Source organism: Thioalkalivibrio sp. ALJ4 (assembly GCF_000377225.1).
GTDB lineage: Bacteria > Pseudomonadota > Gammaproteobacteria > Ectothiorhodospirales > Ectothiorhodospiraceae > Thioalkalivibrio.
In genome coordinates this window covers 800,866-822,029 of sequence record NZ_KB897917.1, presented here as the reverse complement: position 1 = coordinate 822,029, position 21,164 = coordinate 800,866, and the positions used below count along the sequence as shown (strand labels likewise).

The 21,164-nt window shown below is 64.6% G+C and carries 21 protein-coding genes; 10 read left to right on the top strand and 11 right to left on the bottom strand.

The annotated features are described in order from the left end of the window. Positions 1-80: 80 nt before the first annotated feature. From groL to C936_RS0103905, 3 genes are all read right to left on the bottom strand, one after another. On the bottom strand, positions 81-1,739 hold the full coding sequence (gene groL / locus C936_RS0103915; RefSeq protein WP_018649196.1) for a chaperonin GroEL: 1,659 nt from the start codon (positions 1,737-1,739) through the stop codon (positions 81-83). A 50-nt stretch (positions 1,740-1,789) separates the two neighbouring features. Beyond that, a complete protein-coding gene (gene groES, locus C936_RS0103910; RefSeq protein ID WP_018139058.1) occupies positions 1,790-2,080 on the bottom strand; it encodes a co-chaperone GroES in 291 nt (96 codons plus the stop codon). 135 nt (positions 2,081-2,215) lie between these two features. Then, on the bottom strand, positions 2,216-2,701 hold the full coding sequence (locus C936_RS0103905; protein WP_018139057.1) for an FxsA family protein: 486 nt from the start codon (positions 2,699-2,701) through the stop codon (positions 2,216-2,218). 189 nt (positions 2,702-2,890) lie between these two features. On the opposite strand from C936_RS0103905, the gene C936_RS0103900 reads away from it, so the two are divergent. The 6 genes from C936_RS0103900 (at position 2,891) to C936_RS0103875 (ending at position 8,996) form a co-directional block, all read left to right on the top strand. Continuing rightward, entirely contained in the window at positions 2,891-3,445 is a 555-nt protein-coding gene (locus C936_RS0103900) for a thioredoxin family protein (protein ID WP_018139056.1), read from the top strand. 140 nt (positions 3,446-3,585) lie between these two features. Further along, a complete protein-coding gene (locus C936_RS0103895; protein WP_018175265.1) occupies positions 3,586-4,848 on the top strand; it encodes a TolC family protein in 1,263 nt (420 codons plus the stop codon). Between the two features lie 3 nt (positions 4,849-4,851). After that, complete coding sequence (locus tag C936_RS0103890) at positions 4,852-5,715, top strand: efflux RND transporter periplasmic adaptor subunit (RefSeq protein ID WP_018175264.1); 864 nt, start codon at positions 4,852-4,854, stop codon at positions 5,713-5,715. A 13-nt stretch (positions 5,716-5,728) separates the two neighbouring features. After that, positions 5,729-6,076, top strand: a complete 348-nt coding sequence (gene cutA / locus C936_RS0103885; protein ID WP_018649195.1) for a divalent-cation tolerance protein CutA — start codon at positions 5,729-5,731, stop codon at positions 6,074-6,076. Next, entirely contained in the window at positions 6,064-8,433 is a 2,370-nt protein-coding gene (gene dsbD, locus C936_RS0103880) for a protein-disulfide reductase DsbD (RefSeq protein WP_018175262.1), read from the top strand. The genes cutA and dsbD overlap by 13 nt, the downstream gene beginning before the upstream one ends. Next, positions 8,430-8,996: a TlpA disulfide reductase family protein gene (locus tag C936_RS0103875; RefSeq protein WP_018175261.1), complete on the top strand. Its 567-nt coding sequence runs from the start codon at positions 8,430-8,432 to the stop codon at positions 8,994-8,996. The genes dsbD and C936_RS0103875 overlap by 4 nt, the downstream gene beginning before the upstream one ends. Here the strand turns inward: C936_RS0103875 and C936_RS0103870 are convergent. After that, complete coding sequence (locus C936_RS0103870; protein ID WP_018175260.1) at positions 8,993-9,871, bottom strand: PfkB family carbohydrate kinase; 879 nt, start codon at positions 9,869-9,871, stop codon at positions 8,993-8,995. The two genes, C936_RS0103875 and C936_RS0103870, sit on opposite strands and share 4 nt — an antisense overlap. Positions 9,872-9,986: 115 nt before the next feature. Between C936_RS0103870 and C936_RS0103865 the strand changes: the two genes are divergently transcribed. Together C936_RS0103865 and C936_RS0103860 are read left to right on the top strand one after the other, a co-directional pair. After that, the gene (locus C936_RS0103865; RefSeq protein WP_018175259.1) at positions 9,987-10,397 is read left to right on the top strand and encodes a nuclear transport factor 2 family protein; all 411 of its coding nucleotides are present in this window, start codon (positions 9,987-9,989) and stop codon (positions 10,395-10,397) included. Beyond that, a complete protein-coding gene (locus C936_RS0103860) occupies positions 10,397-10,834 on the top strand; it encodes a nuclear transport factor 2 family protein (protein ID WP_018175258.1) in 438 nt (145 codons plus the stop codon). Before C936_RS0103865 ends, C936_RS0103860 begins: the two co-directional genes overlap by 1 nt. Before the next feature lie 27 nt (positions 10,835-10,861). Here C936_RS0103860 and C936_RS0103855 read toward each other — a convergent pair whose 3' ends face one another. The 7 genes from C936_RS0103855 to C936_RS0103825 form a co-directional block, all read right to left on the bottom strand. Next, positions 10,862-11,404 carry a shikimate kinase gene (locus tag C936_RS0103855; protein ID WP_018175257.1) on the bottom strand — a complete coding sequence of 181 codons (543 nt, stop codon included), beginning with the start codon at positions 11,402-11,404 and terminating at the stop codon, positions 10,862-10,864. An 83-nt stretch (positions 11,405-11,487) separates the two neighbouring features. Further along, the gene (locus C936_RS0103850) at positions 11,488-13,059 is read right to left on the bottom strand and encodes an Ig domain-containing protein (RefSeq protein WP_018862868.1); all 1,572 of its coding nucleotides are present in this window, start codon (positions 13,057-13,059) and stop codon (positions 11,488-11,490) included. A gap of 42 nt (positions 13,060-13,101) precedes the next feature. Further along, positions 13,102-15,228, bottom strand: coding sequence for a type IV pilus secretin PilQ (pilQ, locus tag C936_RS0103845; RefSeq protein ID WP_018649193.1), 2,127 nt, complete (start codon positions 15,226-15,228; stop codon positions 13,102-13,104). A gap of 31 nt (positions 15,229-15,259) precedes the next feature. Next, positions 15,260-15,802 (bottom strand): pilus assembly protein PilP, encoded by a 543-nt coding sequence (locus C936_RS0103840; protein WP_018175254.1) that lies wholly within the window; start codon positions 15,800-15,802, stop codon positions 15,260-15,262. Further along, on the bottom strand, positions 15,802-16,383 hold the full coding sequence (locus C936_RS0103835) for a type 4a pilus biogenesis protein PilO (protein ID WP_018175253.1): 582 nt from the start codon (positions 16,381-16,383) through the stop codon (positions 15,802-15,804). The genes C936_RS0103840 and C936_RS0103835 overlap by 1 nt, the downstream gene beginning before the upstream one ends. Then, on the bottom strand, positions 16,383-16,946 hold the full coding sequence (locus C936_RS0103830; RefSeq protein WP_018139043.1) for a PilN domain-containing protein: 564 nt from the start codon (positions 16,944-16,946) through the stop codon (positions 16,383-16,385). Before C936_RS0103830 ends, C936_RS0103835 begins: the two co-directional genes overlap by 1 nt. Continuing rightward, the gene (locus tag C936_RS0103825; RefSeq protein WP_018175252.1) at positions 16,943-18,010 is read right to left on the bottom strand and encodes a pilus assembly protein PilM; all 1,068 of its coding nucleotides are present in this window, start codon (positions 18,008-18,010) and stop codon (positions 16,943-16,945) included. Before C936_RS0103825 ends, C936_RS0103830 begins: the two co-directional genes overlap by 4 nt. A 143-nt stretch (positions 18,011-18,153) precedes the next feature. Here C936_RS0103825 and C936_RS0103820 point away from each other — a divergent pair, with 143 nt between their 5' ends. Continuing rightward, positions 18,154-20,526, top strand: a complete 2,373-nt coding sequence (locus C936_RS0103820) for a penicillin-binding protein 1A (protein ID WP_018175251.1) — start codon at positions 18,154-18,156, stop codon at positions 20,524-20,526. Next, the gene (locus tag C936_RS0103815) at positions 20,526-21,155 is read left to right on the top strand and encodes a hypothetical protein (protein WP_012981687.1); all 630 of its coding nucleotides are present in this window, start codon (positions 20,526-20,528) and stop codon (positions 21,153-21,155) included. The genes C936_RS0103820 and C936_RS0103815 overlap by 1 nt, the downstream gene beginning before the upstream one ends. Positions 21,156-21,164 lie beyond the last annotated feature (9 nt).

Here is a 21,164-nt window from a genome sequence, read left to right as displayed (position 1 = left end):
ACAGGGTGGCGCGATCCAGACAAAAAGACCCCGCCGCAGCGGGGTCTCCTGTTGCTTGGCGTCACAAAAGGCCGAGCGGCTTACATCATGCCGCCCATGCCTCCCATACCGCCCATACCACCCATGTCGTCCATGCCGCCACCGGCACCGCCGTCGTCCTTCTTCGGCAGCTCGGCCACCATGGCCTCGGTGGTGATCAGCAGGGCGGCCACGGACGCGGCGTTCTGCAGCGCCGAGCGGGTCACCTTGGTCGGATCCAGGATGCCCATATCGATCATGTCGCCGAACTCGCCGGACGCGGCGTTATAGCCGTAGTTACCCTTGCCTTCCAGGACCTTGTTCAGGATCACGGAGGGCTCTTCGCCGGTGTTGTAGACGATCTGGCGCAGCGGCTCTTCCATCGCGCGACGGGCGATGTTCACGCCGGCGGTCTGCTCGTCGTTGTCACCCTTGAGCTTGGCGATCGCCGCACAGGCACGCAGCAGGGCCACGCCACCGCCGGGGACCACGCCTTCTTCAACCGCCGCACGCGTGGCGTGCAGGGCGTCCTCGACGCGGGCCTTCTTCTCTTTCATCTCGACCTCGGTCGCGGCACCGACCTTGATCACCGCCACACCACCGGCCAGTTTGGCCACGCGTTCCTGCAGCTTTTCCTTGTCGTAGTCGGAAGTCGCTTCCTCGATCTGGGCACGGATCTGGTCGACGCGGGCCTTGATGTCCTTGTTCTGACCCATGCCGTCGATGATCGTGGTGTTTTCCTTGGTCACCTGCACCTTCTTAGCACGACCCAGGTCTTCCACCGTGGTCTTCTCCAGCGACAGGCCGACCTCTTCGGAGATCACCTGGCCGCCGGTCAGCACGGCGATATCCTGCAGCATCGCCTTGCGGCGGTCGCCAAAGCCCGGGGCCTTCACGGCGGCAACCTTCACGATGCCGCGCATGGAGTTCACCACCAGCGTGGCCAGGGCCTCGCCCTCGATGTCCTCGGCGATGATCAGCAGCGGCTTGTTGGACTTGGCCACACCTTCCAGGATCGGCAGCAGATCACGGATGTTCGAGATCTTCTTGTCGAACAGGAGGATGTAGGCGTCGTCCAGCTCGGCGCTCATGTTCTGCTGGTTGTTGATGAAGTACGGCGACAGGTAGCCGCGGTCGAACTGCATACCTTCCACGACATCCAGCTCGTTCTCCAGCGAGGAGCCTTCCTCGACGGTGATCACGCCTTCTTTGCCGACCTTGTCCATCGCATCGGCGATGATCTCGCCAATCGCGGTGTCGGAGTTGGCGGAGATCGAGCCGACCTGAGCGATCGCCTTGTGCTCGGTGCACGGCTTGGACAGTTTCTTCAGTTCCTGGGTCGCGGACTTCACGGCCTTGTCGATGCCGCGCTTCAGGTCCATCGGGTTCATGCCAGCGGTGACCGCCTTCATGCCTTCACGGACGATGGACTGAGCCAGCACGGTCGCGGTGGTGGTGCCGTCACCGGCGGCGTCGGAGGTCTGCGAGGAGACTTCCTTGACCAGCTGGGCGCCCATGTTCTCGAACTTGTCATCCAGTTCGATTTCCTTGGCCACGGACACGCCGTCCTTGGTGACAGTCGGGGCGCCGAAGGCCTTGTCCAGGACCACGTTGCGGCCCTTGGGACCCAGGGTGACCTTCACGGCGTTGGCCAGGGTGTTCACGCCCTTGGCCATGCGGGTGCGGGCGTCGTTACCAAAACGGACTTCTTTAGCACTCATGTCTCGTTCTACTCCTGCAAAAAATGGGGATAGGGGCGGATCCGCGGGGCTTAGCCCTCGATCACGGCCATGATGTCGTCTTCGCGCATCACCAGGACGTCTTCGCCTTCGACCTTGACCTCGGTGCCGGAGTACTTGCCGAACAGCACCTTGTCGCCAGCCTTCACGTCCAGGGCGCGGACTTCGCCGCTTTCCAGGATCTTGCCGTTACCGACCGCAACCACTTCGCCGCGAATCGGCTTTTCGGCCGCCGAGTCCGGGATCACGATGCCGCCGGGGCTGGTGCGTTCTTCTTCCATACGCTTCACGATGACGCGATCGTGCAAAGGCCGCAGGTTCATGGTGCGAACTCCTTATATCGATGTTCTTAACAGGTTGGAGGATGTCGGGTAGGCGCCCTGTTAGCACCCACCCCGAACGAGTGCTAATAATAGGGGCACACCAAGCCGAGTCAAGGGCGCGGGGAAGGAGAATTCTCAGCGGCGGTCGTCGTGGTCCAGGCGATCATCGGGCGCGGACTCGTCGCCGGCGTCGTGGCGACGGAACTCCCCCTCGATCGGGCCGCCCGGCCCGGCCGGACCCGAGCCACTCGTGCGTGCCCGGATCATGCCCCGACGCAGGATGCCCTCGGCCGCCCAGCGCCGCAGCGGCGGCACCAGCAGCACAAAGCCCGCCGCGTCGGTGAAAAACCCGGGCAACAGCAGCAGGACCGCCGCCGACATCAGCAGCCAGCCCTCGACCAGCCCGCGCGCAGGCATCTCGCCGCGGGCCAGGCTCTGCTGCAAGCGGCGCCAGTGGTAGAAGCCCTGCAGGCGAAACAGCAGCAGACCCGCCGCGGCCGTCGCGATCACCAGCGCCACCGTGGCGAGCGCCCCGACAGCGTCGCCCACCCAGGCAAAGCCGAAGATCTCGAGCAATACCAACCCGAGAAAAACAAACAACGGGAGGAAGGGGCTGCGCATGAATAACGGGTTCCATACAAGAAGAGCAGAACATTGGAACACGCCCCCAAACCGCTGTCGAACAGCCCTCTCAGGGGGCATGCCACCAACGCTCGCTTCGCTCTCTTTTCCTTGCAACCGAGAGGGAATTGAGGGACGCTCTGGCCCGTCTTAACTGTGAACGTCTTCAGAAATCCGGAGCCCAGCCGCATGAGACCGCGCCGCATCATTTCCCTGCTCCCCGCCCTGCTGGCGGCCCTGCTCCTGCTGCTCCCGGGATTGGGCAGCGCTGGCGTGGAAGACCCGCGCGATCCGAACCACCACTTCTTCGACCCGACCTTCGGCGACTTCCAGGAAGAACTGGAAGAGGCCCGCGAGGCCGGCAAGAAAGGCATCCTGCTGTTCTTCGAGATGGATGACTGCCCGTTCTGCCACCGCATGAAGAATCAGGTCCTGAATCAGCCGGAAGTGCAGGAGTTTTACAAGGACCGCTTCCGCATCTTCGCGGTGGATGTCGAAGGCTCGATTGAGGTCGTCACCTTCGAGGGCGATACCAAGACGATGATGGACTTCGCCACCCGCGATTTTCGGGTGCGTGCAACGCCGGTATTCCAGTTCTTCAACCTGGAAGGCGAACCCATCGCTCGCTTTACCGGGGCTACCCGGGATGTCGACGAATTCCTGCTGCTGGGCGAGTTCGTCGCCGAAGGGCATTACGAAGACGGCAATTTCACCCGCTTCCGTCGCGAACGCGCTGGACGATAGGTACCCCGATGCATCCAGCACATGCGGCGCGCCGGCAAGCGCGGCGTCGAATCGTAACGCCCCTTCTGGCCAGCCTCGTCGCACTCGGCGTTGCGCTTTTGCCTGCCACCGGTGGCGCACTGGACACTCCGGCAGATGGCGTGATCGATCCCGAACCACTGCCCGAGCCGTTGCGGCTGCAAAGCGCGCTGACCGCGGTCGACGCCCTCCACCCACAGGTCCGACGGGCGCGGGCGGAACGCGAGATCGCCGAACAGGAACTGGCCGGCACCCAGGCCGGGCGCGACGTCACGGTGAATGCGCGGCTGGAGGCTCGCTGGATCGAGCCCAATGACCTCGCCCCGGATCAGAGCCGCAACGACTCGCGGGCCACCATCGTCGCCCGCAAGCTGCTGAGCGACTTCGGCCAGTCGAACGCGCGCGAGGCCGCCAGCACCCAGCGCCTCGAGGCCGCCCGCGAGATGGAGGTTCTGGCGCACGCCCGGCACTCGCTGCATGTCATGGAGCGGTACTTCAACGTCCTGCTCGCCGATCTCGGTTTTGCCCGCGACACCGAGGCCATGGCAGCCGCATTCGTCAGCAAGGAGCGTGCGGAAGAACGCGCCGAGCGTGGACAGGTCTCGGATATCGAGGTCTTTCGCCTGGAGTCGGAGTACCAGACCCTGCGCGTGCAGCGCCAGCGCGCGCTGCAGAATCAGCGCCGAGCCCGCGACGAGCTGGCCGAGGCCCTGAACCGACCCGGCGAGCGCATCCGCACCGTCCTGGCACCCGCCCTGCCGCTGGATCTCCCGGACCTCCCGGGCCTGGACGACCTGATGGCCGAACTCGACAGCGCCAATCCAACCCTTGCCGCCGAGCGCCTGCAAGTAGAGGCCGCCGCACGCGGCGTGGATGCGGCCCGCGCCCAGCGCCGCCCACGCCTGTATGCGGAGGCCGAGACGGGCTACTGGAACCGCGAGTTTGGCGGCGATCGCAACCCCTTTGCCGCCGGGCTCGTGCTGGAAGTGCCGTTGTACGAGGGGCGCCGCCAGGACAGCCGGGTCGGGCATGCGGTCGCGGCCCGGCAGCGCGCGGAGGCGGACCTGGGGCAGGCACGGATCGAGGCCCGCAACCGCCTGCGCGAGCTCTATCACGAGGCCCAGGCCCTGCGGATGCAGCGTGACGAGGCCGAATGGCGCATGGATTATCGCCAGCTGTATATCGACCGCGCCCGCTACCTGTACGACATCGAGGACCAGGCCGATCTCGGCGACTCGATGGTCCAGCAAAGTGCGGCGGCTTATTTCAATGCCCAGACCGAGTTCGAACTGGCTATGGTCTACGAGCGCCTCGCGCTGCTGACCGGCCGCAGCGACCTGAGCCCCTTTCGCCTGGCCGGCACGGCCATGGCAGAACGGGAATAACGAATGCGCGCCCGCGGGCGCCCCGAGGGAGAACACCCGATGTCCATCGATCGCCTGATCCCGGGCAACCCAGGCCGACGACTGCTGCTCTCGGCGCTCGCTTGTTGCGCCCTGCTGGTACTGCCCTCCACGGGGTTGGCGACCGACGACAGCGACGCACTTGAGGGTCAGCTCGACTGGGGCCAGACCTACCGCATCACAGCACCGGTGGCCGGCAAGATCGAGGTGATCGAGGTCCGCCCGGGCGAGCATGTCGACCAGGACGCCGCCCTGTTCCGCCTGGATACGCGGAGGGTCGAGGCGGACCTGCGTGCCGCGCAGGCCGCCATCGAGCGCCTGCAACTGGAACTGGACGAGGCCAATCGCGAGGTCGAAAAGGCGGAGGACCTGTACGACCAGACCCTGATCGCCTTGCGCGAGGTGGAACTGGCACGCATCCAGCAGGCCACCGTCGCCGCGCGTCTGGCCGAGGCGCGCGCCCAGCGCGACCGGGCGCGCGCCGATCGCGACGACGCCACAGTCCGCGCGCCGGCCAGCGGCCGCGTCACGCGTATTGATGTCTCCCCCGGCCAGTTCGTGAATCCCGCCCTGGCGCCGGCCGTGCTGGCGGTACTGGGGGCCGGGGACACCATGCGGGTCCGCGCCCTGGTGGCACCAGAGCGTATTCAGTCGCTCAGCGAGGGGCAGGAGGTCACGATTACGGTTGGCGAGTACGAGTTTTCGGGCACGATCGACCGGATCGGCTGGGAACTTGTAGGCAAAGACGACGATCAGGGGTATCGGATCGAGGCCGAATTCTCGCCGAGCGACGATGCCGTGCTGCGCCCTGGCCAGCCGGCCCGGATCGAACTTCGCACAAACTCCTGATGCCCAAGAGTCGATGATGCCGGACAAGGAACCCGACAACTCGAACGTGCGCGCCTGGCTGGTACTCACCACACTGGACGACCCCACCGAGGCCGAGACCCTGGCGGGTGAACTGGTCCAGCGCGGCCTGGCAGCCTGCGTGCACATCCTCCCGGCCGGACGCTCAATTTACGTGTGGGAAGGGAATATCGAGACCGATTCCGAAGTCACACTGCTGATCAAAACCTCCGTCGATGCCCGCGATGAGTTGCAGGCCCACCTGACGGAACATCACCCGTATGAGACCCCGGAGATTATCGCCGTGCCGATCACGCACGGGTCCCCGGATTACCTGAACTGGATAACGCAATGCACCTCCTGAATCTGCGCAACTGGCTGGCGACCTTCCTGGTCGCGTTCCTGCTGACCCCGGCCCTGGCGAACGCCATCTTCGATGACGATCTGCTGGACCCGGATGATGCGTTCAGCCTGAGCGCGGAGGCCATTGACGCCGACACGATCCGCCTGACCTGGGAGATCGCGGACGGCTACTACATGTACCGCGAGCAGTTCGAGTTCGAACCCGAGAGCGAAGGGTTGGAGCTCGGCGAACCGAACATCCCCGACGGCGAGAAGAAGACCGACGAGTTCTTCGGCGAGGTCGAGACCTATCGCGACGAGATCAGCATCGAGCTTCCGATCCTCGCGGCCGAAAGCACCGAAATCGAACTGACCGCGCGCTCGCAGGGTTGCGCCGACCTCGGCGTGTGCTATCCGCCTCACTTCCAGACCGTATCGCTGGAGCTCCCGGGCCTGCCAGGCGAGAACGGTGAAGAGGCGACCGAAGCAGAGACCACCGAAGACGCAGCCGCAGACGAGGAACGCAGCGCCCTGGACGAGATGGGCGACCTCTCCGGCGACCTGGGCGCCGCCGATGACCTGCTCGAGCCGGAAAAGGCCTTCGCCGCCTCGCTCGAGGCCATCAGCCAGAATGCGGTCATCCTGCGTTTCGAAATCGCCGAGAACTACTACCTCTACCGCGATCAGCTCGATGTACGCATCGCCGAAGGCGACGGGATCGAACTGGGGCCGGTCAACCCGCCCGAGGGCGAACGTCACGAGGACGAGTTCTTCGGCGAGACCGAGATCTATCGCGACCAGGTCGAGATCCTGGTCCCGGTACTGCGCGACGCGGACGACGTCTCCGAGATCACCCTGGCGATTGACTACCAGGGCTGCTGGGACGGGGGCGTGTGCTACCCGCCGCTGACCCAGGAGGTCTCGGTCAGCTTCGACTCCGACCTGGCCACGGAGGCCGACGAGGACGCCCTGCCGGAGACCGGCGACGAAGCCCTGGACGAGATCGAAACCACCGACGCCGCCCCGGAAGAGGACGACGAGGCGGCAGCCCCCGTCACCCAGCAGGACCGCATCGCGGCCCAACTGGCCGACGGTCAGATCTGGCTGGTGGCGCTGGCCTTCTTCGGCTTCGGGCTGCTGCTGACGTTTACCCCCTGCGTGTTCCCGATGATCCCGATCCTGTCGAACATCATCATCGGGCAGAAGAACCTGACCACCCGCAAGGCATTCCTGATCTCGCTGGTGTTCGTGCTGGCGATGGCGCTGACCTACACCATCGCCGGGGTATTCGCGGGGCTGGCCGGGGCCAACCTGCAGGCGGCCTTCCAGAACCCCTGGATCATCGGCACGTTCGTGGCGATCTTCATTGCACTGGCGATGTCGATGTTCGGCTTCTACGAACTACAGATGCCGGCCAGCGTGCAAAGCAAGCTGTCGCAGATCAGCAACCGCCAGGAAGGCGGCACCTACATGGGCGCCGGGGTCATGGGCTTCCTGTCGGCCCTGATCGTCGGCCCGTGCGTGACCGCGCCGTTGATTGGCGCCCTGCTCTACATCAGCCATACCGGTGACGCCGTCCTGGGCGGCATCGCCCTGTTCTCCCTGAGTATGGGCATGGGTGCCCCGCTGCTGGTGATCGGCACCTCGGCCGGCCGCCTGCTGCCGAAGGCCGGCCCGTGGATGGACACCATCAAGGCGGTATTCGGTGTGGGTCTGCTGGCGATCGGGATCTGGCTGCTCGAACGGGTGATCCCGGGCGAGGTAGCGATGTTCCTGTGGGCCATCCTGCTGATCGTGACCGCGGTGTATATGGGCGCGCTGCGCACCCTGCCAGAGGGAAGCTCGGGCTGGTACACGCTATGGAAGGGCCTGGGTGTAGTCCTTCTGATCTACGGCATCCTGCTGATGCTGGGCGCGGCCACCGGTGGCAAGGACATCTTCCGCCCGCTGGCCACGCTCAATCAGCCGACGATGACGGCCAGTGGTGAACGCTCCGGCCCCACGGAGATGGAGTTCACCTACATCGACAGCCTCGATGACCTGGAACGCGAGCTGGAACAGGCCCAGAACAACAACCAGCCGGTGTTCCTGGACTTCTATGCCGACTGGTGCGTGGACTGTGTGCGCCTGGAACGGACGACGTTCCAGGACCAGCGCGTGATTAGTGCGATGGCGGACGTGCACCTGCTCAAGGTGGATGTGACCGACAACACCTCTGAACACCGTAGCCTGATGCGCGAGTTCAACCTGTTCGGGCCACCCGCGATGATCTTCTGGGATTCCGACGGCAACGAATTGCGCAACTATCGCAACGTGGGTTACCTGAACGCCGACCGCTTCCTGGCCCATGTCGAAAATGCACTCGGGGTGACGCCATGACGCATCGCTCGCACACCTTCGGCGGGATCGCCCTTGCCGCCGCCAGTGCCTTCTTGCTGGCCGGTTGCGAGGAACCCACACCGGAAATGGATACCGCCGAGGCGAATGGGGGTGAAGCCGCGGAGGCCGCCGCCGAAGAGGCCCAGGGTGACCGCCGCATCGACTTTACCCTTCCGGACCTGGACGGCAACGACCGCCAGTTGAGCGAATGGGATGGCGACCTGATCGTGCTGAACTTCTGGGCAACGTGGTGCCCGCCGTGCAAGAAAGAGATGCCTCTTTTCCAGGAGACCTGGGAAGAGCACCGGGACGATGGCTTCACCATCGTCGCGGTCGCCGTGGATGAGCTCAGCGCGACCCAGCACTTCGTCGATGACTTCGGGATCGAATTCCCGATCCTGATCGGCCAGGACGAGGCCGTGGAAGTCGGGCGCGAGTACGGCAACCGGATCGGCGCACTGCCCTACACGGTGCTGATCGACCGCGAGGGCATCATCCGCGATACCCATCGCGGCGAGGTCGAGGAAGAAGACCTGCAGGCCTGGCTAGACGATTACCTCTAAGGGCGTGCGACGTCAGCGGCGGCCAGGCCATCGAATCCCGCCTGCTGGAGCTTGCGTTCCGTCAGGCGCACGGCCGCCACAAGCGCCTGCTCGGGGGGCTCGCCCGAGACCAGTGCGTTGATCAGCCCGGCATTGAAGGTATCGCCAGCTCCCACGCTGTCGACGACACACAGGCCCGGGGTGGGGGCGCAGTACACCTGTAGTTCACCCTGTGCGAGCCAGGCACCCTCGGCCCCGGCCGTGACGGTCACGATGCGCCCGGGGTAACGGCGGGCCAGTTCGGCCGCGGCCTCTTCCGGGCGTGCGGCAATCCCCTGCGCCCAATCGCGCGACAGCATCAGGACATCGGCCCACTCCAGACACGCCTCCAGCCCTGGGCGTCGCTTCTCCAGCTCCAGTGAGATCGGCTGATCCGTTACGGCTTCGCGGACCCGGGGCAGAATCTTGCGCAAGGTCTCCGGCTGACGTCCCTCGAAATGCAGCCAGTCGTACTCCTCCCACGCGATCCGCCGTAGATCGGCTGCACTCAACTCGGGCAAGTCGCGGTGGTGCACGATGGTACGGCTGCCCGAATCACGCGACCGCAGGATATGCGAGGTCGGGGTCGCGCCCGGGTGCCGCACACACGCGCCTGTATCGACGCCGCTCGCCTCAAGGCGTTCCCGCAGCCAGTCACCCGACCCATCCTCCGCGAACACGGCGGCCAGGGCCGCACGATGGCCGAACTGCGCAAGGATGCGGGCAGTGTTGGTCGCGTTGCCCCCTGGCTGAGAGGAGCTGGCCAGGGCGCGAATTTCGTCGTCCTCGCGCGGATAGCGCTCGACGTCCAGAGTGTGATCCAGGGTTGCAATGCCCGTTGTCAGGATGCGCGCCATGCTGCTCTCGTCATTCGACCGGGCTGTATTGTGCGGGCCTCGAGGCCCGGCGTCATCCGCGACATCCCGACGACAGCCTGCGACAATGTGGCCTCACCCGATCACGACGAGCGGCATGGCAACCTTCCCCTCCCCGGAAACCGCCGAGGCGGCGTTCTACGAGGCCTTTCAGGCAGGCGACTCCGATGCCATGCGCACGATCTGGCTGGACAGCCCCGAATGCGTTTGCATTCACCCCGGGGGCGAGCGCCTGCTCGGGACCGACGTCATCCTCGAGAGCTGGGACGACATCCTGCCGAATATGCGTGGCGTCGTGATCCACCGCACCGAGCTGAACGTCATCCCGGGGCAGGACCTGGTGATCCACACCCTGCGCGAGAACCTCTACGTCAGCGGCGAACGCCGCGGCGTGATGCTGGCCACGAATGGTTACCGCCTCGAGGGCGAAAGCTGGCGGATGTTTCTGCATCATGCCAGCCCCGATCCCGACCCGCCGCCAGCCTGGGATACGGGACGGGTGCACTGATGGGCGGGGCAAGCGACGAACGTCTGGCGGCCTACTACGAGGCCTTTCGTGCCGCAGACATCGAGCGGATGATGCGGTTATGGGCCGAACGGCCGGATATCGTCTGCGTGCACCCGGGCAGCCCTCGAGCCCATCGCGGGGTTTCCGAGGTGATGGAGAGCTGGCTGCTGGTATTCGCACGCGAGCTGAATATCGGGATCGAGCCGCGCATCGTCGGGCGCCAGGAAACGGACGAATGCCTGAGTCTCGTGATCGAGGAGGCGATTACCCGCCCCGGCGATGTGGCAGCCACCGGGACCATCCTGATCAGCCAGACCTGGCGCCGCAGCGGCGATAGCTGGCGACTCCAGTTTCACCACGCCTCGCACGGACGCCGCGCCCCGCCCTCGCAGCAGGGGATGTTCGTACCGGATGGGGGCGGCTCCACCCGGCACTGACGCGCAAGCGGTCCTGGCGCGGGAAGTTCAGCCCTCTGAACGGGGCTGGCACAGATCCGGCCGCTGGACCTTCAGGGCATCACAGACCCCGCGAACGGCATCGCGCACGCGTCGTCCCCGCCCCTCCAGCGTCATACTCGCAATCTCCCGATAAAGCGGATCACGGCGCTCGAACAACTCCTGCAGCTTGGCCCGTGGGTCTGCCACCTCGTTCAGCAGGGGGCGTTTGCGATTGCGGCGCGTGCGCCGGAACTGCTCGTCCACCGGGACGCGCAGGTAGATCACGAAGTGCTCGCGCAGGAGATCGCGGTTCTCCGGGCGCTCGACGATTCCGCCGCCTGTGGCGATTACCGCTCCATCGCGTTCCAGTAGCGATTGCAGCATCGCCGACTCGCGCTTGCGAAAACCCGCCTCGCCCTCGAACTCGAAGATCGTGGGTATATCCACGCCGGTACGCCGCTGGATCTCCTGATCGGTATCGAAGAACGGGCGCCGCAACAGCCCCGCCAGCCCGCGCCCGATCGTGCTTTTGCCGGCCCCCATGGGCCCTACCAGGACAATGTTCTGCATATGGACAGGCTACCGGCCTCACCCCACGAAAAAAAGCGCGGACGGAGGACTACCCCCGCCCCGCGCCCTTTTGCGGACAAGTTTCAGCCTATCCTGTTTACTATCGCACTCCCGGTCGGACGCATTCTCCAGTACCGAAGGGACCAGGGCACAACTTGCAGAGAGAGTGCGGCCGCCGCTTGCTGACCGTCACCGGACGAAACAGTGACGCCGATGGAATACGAACCAGCCTCCGGGTCGGACCAAGAAAGCACGCCGCTTCCGGACAATTCCAGGCCGTCCGCGCCACCATCGGTATCAAGCGTCCACTGATAGGGGCTTTCACCACCGGAAGCTTCGAGAATGGTCGCGTAGCCGACGCCTGCTTCCGCTTCGGGGAGCGTACTGGTCGACACCGAAAGCGTGGCAGCAGGAGGCGGGTCCCCCTGTACGTCGATGCAGAAGGACTGGGGCCCCGCCGATTCCGGCGCCGGCGATGTGGAATCCTGGACTCCAGCGATGAAACATGACTCCCCGAGTTCAACCGGCGTCCCGGAGATCACCCCCGTTGAGGAGAGATCCAGCCCGGATGGCAAGGAGGTTCCTCCGGCCAAGCTCCACGAATACGGTGGCCGGCCCCCGGAGGCCTCAAGCAGGGTCGCGTATGGCCGACCGCGTTCGCCCGAAGGCAACGACGAATCCGTTTCGATCGTCAGCGGCGGCCCAATTCCAGTGGTCGTTACCACGATGGACGAGGCGCCAAATACCGGACTTGTGATCGCGTTATCCACATTGTTGTCGAACTGGTCAGCCGTCACTCCCAGGACGATGAATCCAGCATCGAAACCACTGACCACCTGGAAGTCGGCAACTCCGGATGATGTGGACAACAGCAAAGCCGAGCCCCGCAGGATGTCGCCATCGGCGTTTCTTCCGACCAGGTATTCACCAGCTCCCGGACCGGACAGGATCTGGACCAACAGATTGTTGGTCCCCTGTTCGGGATCATCGACAATGCCTCGATTCTCGTCGAACAGGAACACATCGACCGAGTCCGTCTGTGGTTCATTGAAGCCGGGTGGCCAAATCAGTCCGGTGCGCGGAAGCAAGAAAATTTCCGTTGGGTCGCCACTTCCTGCTCCACCCCCAATCTCGATGCTCGTTGAACCTTGTCGAGTTTCGTCGAAATTGGGATCCTCCACGGTACAGTTCACTCGCGCCCGTCCCGGCTGATTACCCGCGTGCAGGTGGAAGGTGGCGCCTCCAGCCGTTACAGGCAGGGTCACACTGCGCCTTGGCTCTCGGACCTCCACAGTCTCACCTGTGTCTGGGTCCGTTTCATCCCGGAACTCGTCCCTCGAATTATCCATGAAATAAAGTGCGGCCACATCGACGCTTGCCCCCTCCAACAAGCAGACAAACTCACCACTGTTGAGCGGCCCTTGATCATTCTCTGCCTTGACCGAAATCGTGGCCGTAAACGGCCCGCCAATGCGAGGCCCGAAATTTTCGACATTCAGGGGCAGGTGATTGACACCCTCGCTACTAACACTGATGCGGAGGGGTTCATTCGAGAACGAGCCACTGCCGCCGCTACTACCTCCACCGCAGGCAGAGATTACGAGTCCTCCAGCCAGCAGCGCCAGCGAGATCGGTGCCCATTTGAACTGAATCATCACTTCTTCACCTATCCTTATGTCCGAAGGGGGGCCCGCGACCTAATCAAGAACCCGGGGCGTCACAAAAATCAGCAACTCGGCCTTGGTATTCTGGGTCGAGCGGTTTCGGAACAAATTGCCCAGGAACGGGATATCTCCGAAGAACGGGACCTTTTCGAGCTGGGTGCGGCTGTCGATCTCGTAGACACCCCCCAAAACCACCGTCTCGCCGTTGCCGACAAATACCTGGGTCTGAACCTCCCGCTTGTTAATCCCCGGAACGCCCAGAACCTCGCGTTGGCTTGGTTCATCCTTCGTTACCAGTATGTCCAGAATGACATTGCCATTCGGCGTGATCTGCGGGGTAACCTCTGTGGAAAGCACCGCCTCGATGAACTGCGTCGAAGTTGCGCCCGAGGCGGTTGCCTCCTGGAACGGGATCTCCTCACCCTGCTTGATCGTGGCCGTTTGGCCATTGGCCGTGATGACTCGAGGACTGGAGATGATTTCGCCGCGTCCTTCAACCTGCAGGGCCGACAATTCGAGGTCCAGGAGCACATTGGGGCGCAGGATACTCAGCCCGACAGAACCAGCGGCATCGGACTGAGCCGGCAGGGAAGAATTCAGGCGGTCGCCCAGGCCAGGCACCCCCGTCTGCCCAGACGCGCCCCTTTCGGCAATTCCGCTCGAAGCGTCCGCCGAACCCGACAAGCCCAGCGAGCTGCTGCCGGACCGGCGCCCGGCGCTCACACCAAAGCGAGCCCCGAGATCACGCTGGAAACTGTCGTCGGCAATGACGATCCGCGTCTCGATCAGTACTTGCTGGACCGGCACATCCAGAGTGGAAACCAAGCGCCGCACGTCTTCGATACGGTTCTGGGTGTCCTGCACCAGCAGGGTGTTGGTGCGGCTGTCGATGGTGATGCTGCCGCGATCGGACAGGAACTGGCCGGTCTCGTCGCCACGGATCAGCGAGGCGATCTGCTCGGCCTGGGCAAAGTTGATCTGCACGAATTCGGTGCGCAGTGGCTCCAGCTCCTGGCGGTCGCGCTGCGTCTCAAGCTCCAGGCGTTCGCGCGCTGCGATCTCGTCGCTCGGGGCTACGTAGAGCACGTTGCCCTGCATGCGCTTGTCGAGGCCGCGGGCCTGCAGAATGATATCCAGGGCCTGGTCCCACGGGACATTGTTCAGGCGCAGAGTGATGTTGCCACCCACGGTATCGCTGACCACGATGTTGAGATCGGTAAAGTCGGCCAGCAGCTGGAGGACCGAGCGCACCTCGATATCCTGGAAATTCAGCGACAGGCGCTCGCCCTCGAACTGCTCTTCCTCGCGGCGCCGTGCCTCGAGTTCCGCCTCGGTAATCGGCGCCACTTCCAGCACAAAGCGGCGATCGCTCTGATAGGAGAGGACTTCGTATTCGCCATGTGCGCCCACTTCCATGCGCACACGCTCGCGCTCGGCCACGGTGTCGATGGTGCGAACCGGCGTGGCAAAATCGAGCACGTCCAGTCGGCGCTCCAAGGCTTCGTCCACACGAGCGCGCGGGAAGGTCAGCTCAACCTTGCCCGCCTGCTCGCGCACGTTAACCTCGGCCCCCGAGCGCGACAGGTCGATCTCGACTCGGCCCTCGCCCTCGGAACCACGCCGAAAATCGATACCGGTAATCTCGACCGGGCGGGCGCTCCGCGTCGCGCGTTCGGAGGGCTCGCCGGCCCGATCAACCACCTGCTGGACATCGCTGTCGGCCTCGGAAACCCCGCGACCCAGGGTCAGAATCAGGTTGTTGCCTTCGACCCGGGTCTGGTACTCGGAGGGCTGGGTCAGGTTCAGCACCACGCGCGTGCGATCACCGGATTCGACCGCCGTGGCGGTCAGCAGCGGGCCCACATTGAGGTCCGTCTCGCGGCTGCGCAGCGCATTGCCAGCATCCGGCAGGTCCAGTGCGATACGCGGCGGGGAGTCGATGGCAAAGGCCCGCACGTCTTCGGGCGGAGTCCCGGAAAAGCGCAGATTCACCTGCACCCGGTCACCGCTAATGCTGGCCGCCCGAATCTCTTCCAGTTCGGTCGCCGCCACCCCCTGCGAAACCATGAACAGCAAAGCCGCCATCACGGTGCCCGCCAGCGCACGCATGGAAGAACCCATGTGTAACCCCCTGTAGTTGTTGCCGGTCTTGCGGCCCATTCGGTTCATCATTGTTCTGCTCCCCCAACCGCTAGTCGGCCAGCGCCACGGAGTTTTCGCGTTCCACGTACCCGCCGAAGGCATCCGGGACCACCTCGACCAGCTTCACCCGGGTGGCTGTGATCTCGACGATACGGCCGTGGTTTTCACCCATGTAATTGCCAACTGTCACGCGCTGAATACCCCGATCGGGGGTACGAACCAGGGCATAACGCACCTCGTCCTGCTCCAGCGATCCCACCATGCGCAAGGAATCCAGCGGGAAGCTCTCGAGAAACTCGCGGGGGCGATCCGGGTCGACCTCGGCATCGCCGGGCTCGCCCTGGGCTGCCGCCAGCTCGGGCTGCGCAATCACGGAGGAATCGAACGGGGAGCGGGTGTGCCCCGGATACAGGTAGGGCTCGTGCGGCTCCAGCGTCGGGATCGGGTCGATACCGCTGCCCGGACGGTCATTGATCTCCGCAATGTAGCGCTCCAGGTCGCTCTTGTCGGGGGCGCAACCCGACAACCCGAATGTGGCCATCAGGCCCAGCGCCAGGGCCGCCCCCAGGGATCGCTGTGCAGGGTTCCGCATCAGTGGTCCTCCAGGTAGCGGTAGGTACGCGCAGTGGCGTCCATCAGCAGATCGTTATCGGAATTGCCCCGACGAATGTGCATGTCGTGCATGGTGACGACGCGCGGGAGCGCCGAGGTACCGCTGACGAATTCGGCCAGATCCTCGTAGTCGCCGCGCACCCTCAGCCGAATCGGCACCTCGGCATAGAAATCCCGTCGGTTTTCGCCGCGCGGCTCGAACAACTCGATCTCGAGCCCGGCCTGCAAGCCGGTCTGCGAGATATCCACCAGCAGACTGGGGATCTCGGCGCTGCTCGGCAAGAGCTCCAGCAACGAGGCAAACATCCGCTCCATCTCTTCGAGCTGTTCCTCGTAGGCCCCGAGATTCGCGGCCCGCTGCTGCTTGTCCTCGAATTCGGCGCGCAGTTGCTCCTCGCGATTCTCGGCGCGTTCCAGATCGGTGCGCTGATCGCCGATGAAGAAGTAATAGGACAGCCCCAGGATGGCCAGAACGATGACGACCAGGATCAACGCCTTTACGGCCCAGGACGCCTCGCCAATGTTATTGAAGTCGATCTCGTTGAGTTCCTTGATATTCATCAGGAATCCTCCTCGACATCCGAAGGCCGCGCCTGATTGGCGTCGAGGCGGAAGTCACGTACCTGCAGGCTACCGTCTTCACGTGTCTCGATGATCTGCAGGTTGGAATCGGCCAGCCAGGGCGAGGCGTCGATGCGGCGCATCAGCGTCGAGATCCGGGTGTTTGATTCGGCCCGCCCCGTCAGACGAATGCGTTCGCCCTCCTGGCGCACCTCGTTGAGGTAGGTGCCGTCCGGCAACGTCTCCACCAGCTGATCGAACAGATGTACGGCCTCTGGGCGGCGCGCCTGCAAGGTCTGAATCACTTCCATGCGCGCGATCAGGGCCTGGCGCTGCTCGTCCAGATCGCGGATGCGAGCAATCTTTCGATCCAGCTCGCGGATCTCGCTCTCGAGCATCTGGTTACGCGACTGCTGGTGGTCAATCAGCGCACTCATAAAGGTGTGCGCGCCGAACGCCAGCAACACGCCAACCACGAGCGCGCCGCCCACGGCACCGAAGAATTGCTTGCGCCGCTGCTCGCGGGCCTTCTCGCGCCAGGGGAGGAGATTGATGTAGATCATCCGGCGTATCCCCTGATGGCCAGACCACAGGCCGTAAGCAGCGCGGGGGCATCATTGGCGAAGCGCTGCTGATTCACACGACGGGAAAGCGCCATGCCACGGAACGGGTTGGCGACGGATACCGGGGTCCCGGAACTTTCCTCGAGCAGCTCGTCGACACCCGCGATCGCGGCACAGCCGCCACCCAGCAGGATGTGGTCGATCGAGTCCTGCGGGCGGGTCACGTAGAAGTACTGCAGCAGACGCTGGATCTGATCCATCATCGTCTGCTTGAACGGCTCGAGGATATTGCTGACGTAGTCGGCCGGAAGATCACCGCTCATCTTGGCGGAGCCGGCCTCCTGATAGTTCATGCTGTAGCGGCGCATGATCTCCTCGGTCAGCATGCGGCCGCCGAAATTCTGCTCGCGGGTATAGATCACGCCCTCGGTCTGGCTGACGACATACACCGCCGTTACCGATGAGCCGACGTCGACAATCGCGACGATGGGCTTGTTCTCGCGATCGGGGATCTGCTCGACCAGTCGTTCAGAGGCGTGCTCGATCGCGTAGGCCTCGACATCCACCAGCCCGGGGGTGAGCTTGGCGGATTCGGCGATCGCCACACGCGATTCGACGTTCTCGCGCCGCGAGGCGACGACCAGGACGTCGACCAGCTGGGGGTTCTTTTCGTTCTTGCCGAGAACCTGGAAGTCAAGATTGACCTCTTCCAGGGTGTAGGGGATGTACTGATCGGCCTCGACGAAGACCTGGCCCTCGAGCTCAGTGTCGCTGAGCGTGGCCGACATCTGGATAGTCTTGGTGATCACCGCCGAGGACGGCACAGCCATGGCGCAGTGCTTGAGCTTTGTGCCGGAGCGCTTCACCGCGCGGGCGAGCGCGTTCCCTACCGCCTCGGTGTCCTGGCAGACCTTGTCCACCATCACACCATCCGGCAACGGCTCCACCGCAAAGGCCTCAACCCGGTAGCCCTTACCTTGCCGAGCCAGCTCCAGCACCTTCACGGCGGCGGAGCTGACATCAACGCCCAGCAGTCCCTGCTTGCTCTTTCCGAGACTCAGCACACATCCCCCTGTATACCCCAATGAAAGTAACTGGTAGCGTTACAATCACGTATGCTAGCGCCTTCACAATATACACTCCGAAATCCGGGTTGCAAGTTGCTTTGAAAGCTGATTCTTAACTTGGCCCTACTTTTTCTACAGTCATGAAGCCGATTCTCAAGATTTTTGCGGCGTTGCTGGCCCTGATCCTGGCGGCCGGAATCGGCGTATCCGCCGCCATTGCGGCCCTGTACGTGCACTACGCGCCGACCCTCCCCGAAGCGGAGGCGGTGCGCGACGTGCGCCTGCAAACCCCATTGCAAGTCCGCACCGCGGACGGCCTGCTGATGGGCGAATTCGCGGAAGAACGCCGCATTCCCCTGCCCATCGAGGACATCCCCGAGCGCGTCCGCCAGGCGTTCATCGCGGCCGAGGACGAGCGCTTCTACGACCACCCCGGGGTCGACATCGTTGGCCTGGCACGAGCGGCGATCAACGAGATCTCCACTCGCGGCGAACGCAGCCAGGGGGGCTCCACCATTACCATGCAGCTGGCGCGCAATGTCTTTCTGACCCGCGACCGCACCTACGAGCGCAAGCTGCGGGAGATCTTCCTGGCCATTCGCATGGAACAGGAGATGAGCAAGGACGAGATCCTTGAGCTGTACCTGAACAAGATCTACCTGGGCCAGCGCGCCTACGGGATCGAAGCCGCCGCTCGGGTCTACTACGGCCGCTCGATCGATGAGCTGGAACTGGACGAGATCGCCGTCCTCGCGGCCCTGCCGAAGGCGCCGTCCACAACCAACCCCGTTGCCAGTGCCCAGCGCGCGGAGATCCGCCGCAATTACGTGCTGCGGCGCATGCTGGATATCGGCGCGATCAGCGAATCGGAATACGAGGAGGCGGTGGCCCGCCCGGTATCGTCCGAGCGGCACGTGGCCGCGACCGAGGTCGATGCCCACTGGGTGGCGGAGGCGGCCCGCCAGATCGTCTTTAACCTCTGGGGCGAAGACGCCTACCGGCGCGGCCTGCAGGTCCATACATCGATTGACTCACGCTACCAGGAAGCCGCCAACCAGGCCTTGCGCGAAGGCCTGCTGGAATACGACGAACGCCACGGTTATCGCGGGCCCGAAGATCAGCTGAGCGACGAGACCATGGCCGACGCCGAGGCACGCCAGCGCGCCCTCAAGGCACAGGGCGTACACGGGCGCCTGCTGTTTCCCGTGGTCGTCGTGGAACGCGACGGAGTCGGCACGCTTCACGTCGACGGCGGCCAGATCGGCGAACTCACCATCGAACCCCGCGATCAGGAATGGGCACGCAACCCCGAGTTCGAGCCGGGCGACGTGATCCGCGTCAGGCCCCACACCGACGGACGCTGGCGCCTGGCACAGAAACCCGAAGTCACTGGTGCGGTAATCGCCCAGTCGCCGGCCGACGGGGCCATCGTTGCGCTCGCGGGAGGCTTCGATTTCTTCGAGAATCGCTACGATCGCAGCACCCAGGCGCAACGACAGCCCGGCTCTGCGTTCAAGCCACTGGTGTACGCGCTGGCGCTGCAGGATGGCTACCGCCCGGACGGCATGCTGGTCGACGCCCCGATGGTCTTTGACGACCCCGCGCTGGGTGCGGAGTGGCGCCCGCAGAACTACTCGCGGCAGTTTCAGGGCGAGATGAGCATGCGCGACGCCCTGGCTCAGTCGCGCAATCTGGCGTCGATCCGCCTGCTCAACAGCCTGGGTCCGCAACGCGTGCACGAACAGCTGCCGCGGTTCGGTCTGGATCCGGACAAGCACCCGAGCAACCTGTCGATGGTGCTCGGCACTGGCGGGGTCACGCCCTTGCAGCTGAACAATGCCTACAGCGTTTTTGCCTCCGGCGGGAAACTGTACAGCCCGTGGATCATCACGCGCATCGAGACGGACGACGGCGAGGTCCTCTACACAGCCCCGACCGAACGCGCCTGCCCCGAACCCTGCGAGAACCCGGCCGGCCAGGACCTGTACCTGAACGCCAGCGGGGGTCCGCTGCAGTATACCGACCCGGCACAGGTGCTGGACCCGGGTGCCGCCTGGCAGATGAGCAACATGCTGGGGCACGTAATCACCGCCGGAACCGGGCGTCAGGCGCAGCAGCTGGGACGCTCGGATCTCGCCGGCAAGACCGGCACGACCAACAGCTATCGCGATGCCTGGTTCTCGGGGTTCAACGCCGACATCGTCGCGACCGCCTGGGTCGGGTTCGACGACAACCGCGAACTGGGCAGGCGCGAGAGTGGTGGGCGCACGGCGCTGCCGCTCTGGATTCGATTCATGGACTCAGTGCTGACCGACACACCGGAGCGCCCCGTGGAACGTCCCGATGACCTGCAGCGCGTGGCAATCCTGCCAGACGGCCGCCGCGCACCAAGCGAGGAGACCCCGGGGGCGAATATCCAGTGGCTGATCCCGCAGCAGGTACCGGAACGCGGCCAGGCCCCGGCGGGCCCCCGCGGGGAGAATGGTCAGGGCCCGGCCGAGTCGGTGTTCTGATGAGCCCCTCGCGTATTCGCCAGGAGCTGGCACAGGAGGCCGCGCGGATCCTGCTCGACGATGGCATCCGCGACTTCGCGCTGGCCAAGCGCAAGGCTGCCGAGCATCTGGGTGTGGAACCGCGCCACGAGATGCCGCGCAATATCGAGATTCAGGAGGCTGCGATCGAACGCAGCCGCCTGTTCGCAACGGACGACAGCCGCCAGGCCTACCGCGAACGCCTCGAGGCCGCCCGGATCGTCATGGAGCGGCTTTCGGCACTGGAACCCCGCCTGGTCGGCCCGCTGCTGGACGGCATCGTCGAACGCCAGCCGCTGGTCAATCTGCATGCATTTGCCGAGACGGTGGAGGAGGTCATCCTCGACCTGGGCGAGCGCGGAATCCGCTGCCAGACGGGCGAACGCCGCTATCGCAGCCGGCAGGGGCGTGAGCAGCGGGTACCGTTTCTGAGTTTTCGCGGGCCGAATGACACGGACATTGAACTGACCGTATTCCCGCTGGATGGGCTGCGCCAGGCGCCGCCGTCGCCGGTAGACGGCAAGCCCATGGCCCGCGCAGGGCGCGCGGACGTGGACAGGCTGCTGGCCGCCGCGAACGCCGACGCACCAGCGGCGGCCGACGCGTCCTGACGCCAGGAA

Excerpts from the sequence above, each read along its gene's own strand:
- C936_RS0103855 (WP_018175257.1), bottom strand. The coding sequence starts at position 11,404 with ATGCAGAACATTGTCCTGGTAGGGCCCATGGGGGCCGGCAAAAGCACG.
- C936_RS0103870 (WP_018175260.1), bottom strand. The coding sequence starts at position 9,871 with ATGGCGCGCATCCTGACAACGGGCATTGCAACCCTGGATCACACTCTG.
- C936_RS0103860 (WP_018175258.1), top strand. The coding sequence starts at position 10,397 with ATGGGCGGGGCAAGCGACGAACGTCTGGCGGCCTACTACGAGGCCTTT.
- pilQ (WP_018649193.1), bottom strand. The coding sequence starts at position 15,228 with ATGGGCCGCAAGACCGGCAACAACTACAGGGGGTTACACATGGGTTCT.
- dsbD (WP_018175262.1), top strand. The coding sequence starts at position 6,064 with ATGCACCTCCTGAATCTGCGCAACTGGCTGGCGACCTTCCTGGTCGCG.
- C936_RS0103820 (WP_018175251.1), top strand. The coding sequence starts at position 18,154 with ATGAAGCCGATTCTCAAGATTTTTGCGGCGTTGCTGGCCCTGATCCTG.
- C936_RS0103905 (WP_018139057.1), bottom strand. The coding sequence starts at position 2,701 with ATGCGCAGCCCCTTCCTCCCGTTGTTTGTTTTTCTCGGGTTGGTATTG.
- C936_RS0103875 (WP_018175261.1), top strand. The coding sequence starts at position 8,430 with ATGACGCATCGCTCGCACACCTTCGGCGGGATCGCCCTTGCCGCCGCC.
- groES (WP_018139058.1), bottom strand. The coding sequence starts at position 2,080 with ATGAACCTGCGGCCTTTGCACGATCGCGTCATCGTGAAGCGTATGGAA.
- cutA (WP_018649195.1), top strand. The coding sequence starts at position 5,729 with ATGATGCCGGACAAGGAACCCGACAACTCGAACGTGCGCGCCTGGCTG.
- C936_RS0103900 (WP_018139056.1), top strand. The coding sequence starts at position 2,891 with ATGAGACCGCGCCGCATCATTTCCCTGCTCCCCGCCCTGCTGGCGGCC.
- C936_RS0103830 (WP_018139043.1), bottom strand. The coding sequence starts at position 16,946 with ATGATCTACATCAATCTCCTCCCCTGGCGCGAGAAGGCCCGCGAGCAG.
- C936_RS0103890 (WP_018175264.1), top strand. The coding sequence starts at position 4,852 with ATGCGCGCCCGCGGGCGCCCCGAGGGAGAACACCCGATGTCCATCGAT.
- groL (WP_018649196.1), bottom strand. The coding sequence starts at position 1,739 with ATGAGTGCTAAAGAAGTCCGTTTTGGTAACGACGCCCGCACCCGCATG.
- C936_RS0103835 (WP_018175253.1), bottom strand. The coding sequence starts at position 16,383 with ATGAATATCAAGGAACTCAACGAGATCGACTTCAATAACATTGGCGAG.
- C936_RS0103815 (WP_012981687.1), top strand. The coding sequence starts at position 20,526 with ATGAGCCCCTCGCGTATTCGCCAGGAGCTGGCACAGGAGGCCGCGCGG.
- C936_RS0103850 (WP_018862868.1), bottom strand. The coding sequence starts at position 13,059 with ATGATTCAGTTCAAATGGGCACCGATCTCGCTGGCGCTGCTGGCTGGA.
- C936_RS0103840 (WP_018175254.1), bottom strand. The coding sequence starts at position 15,802 with ATGCGGAACCCTGCACAGCGATCCCTGGGGGCGGCCCTGGCGCTGGGC.
- C936_RS0103865 (WP_018175259.1), top strand. The coding sequence starts at position 9,987 with ATGGCAACCTTCCCCTCCCCGGAAACCGCCGAGGCGGCGTTCTACGAG.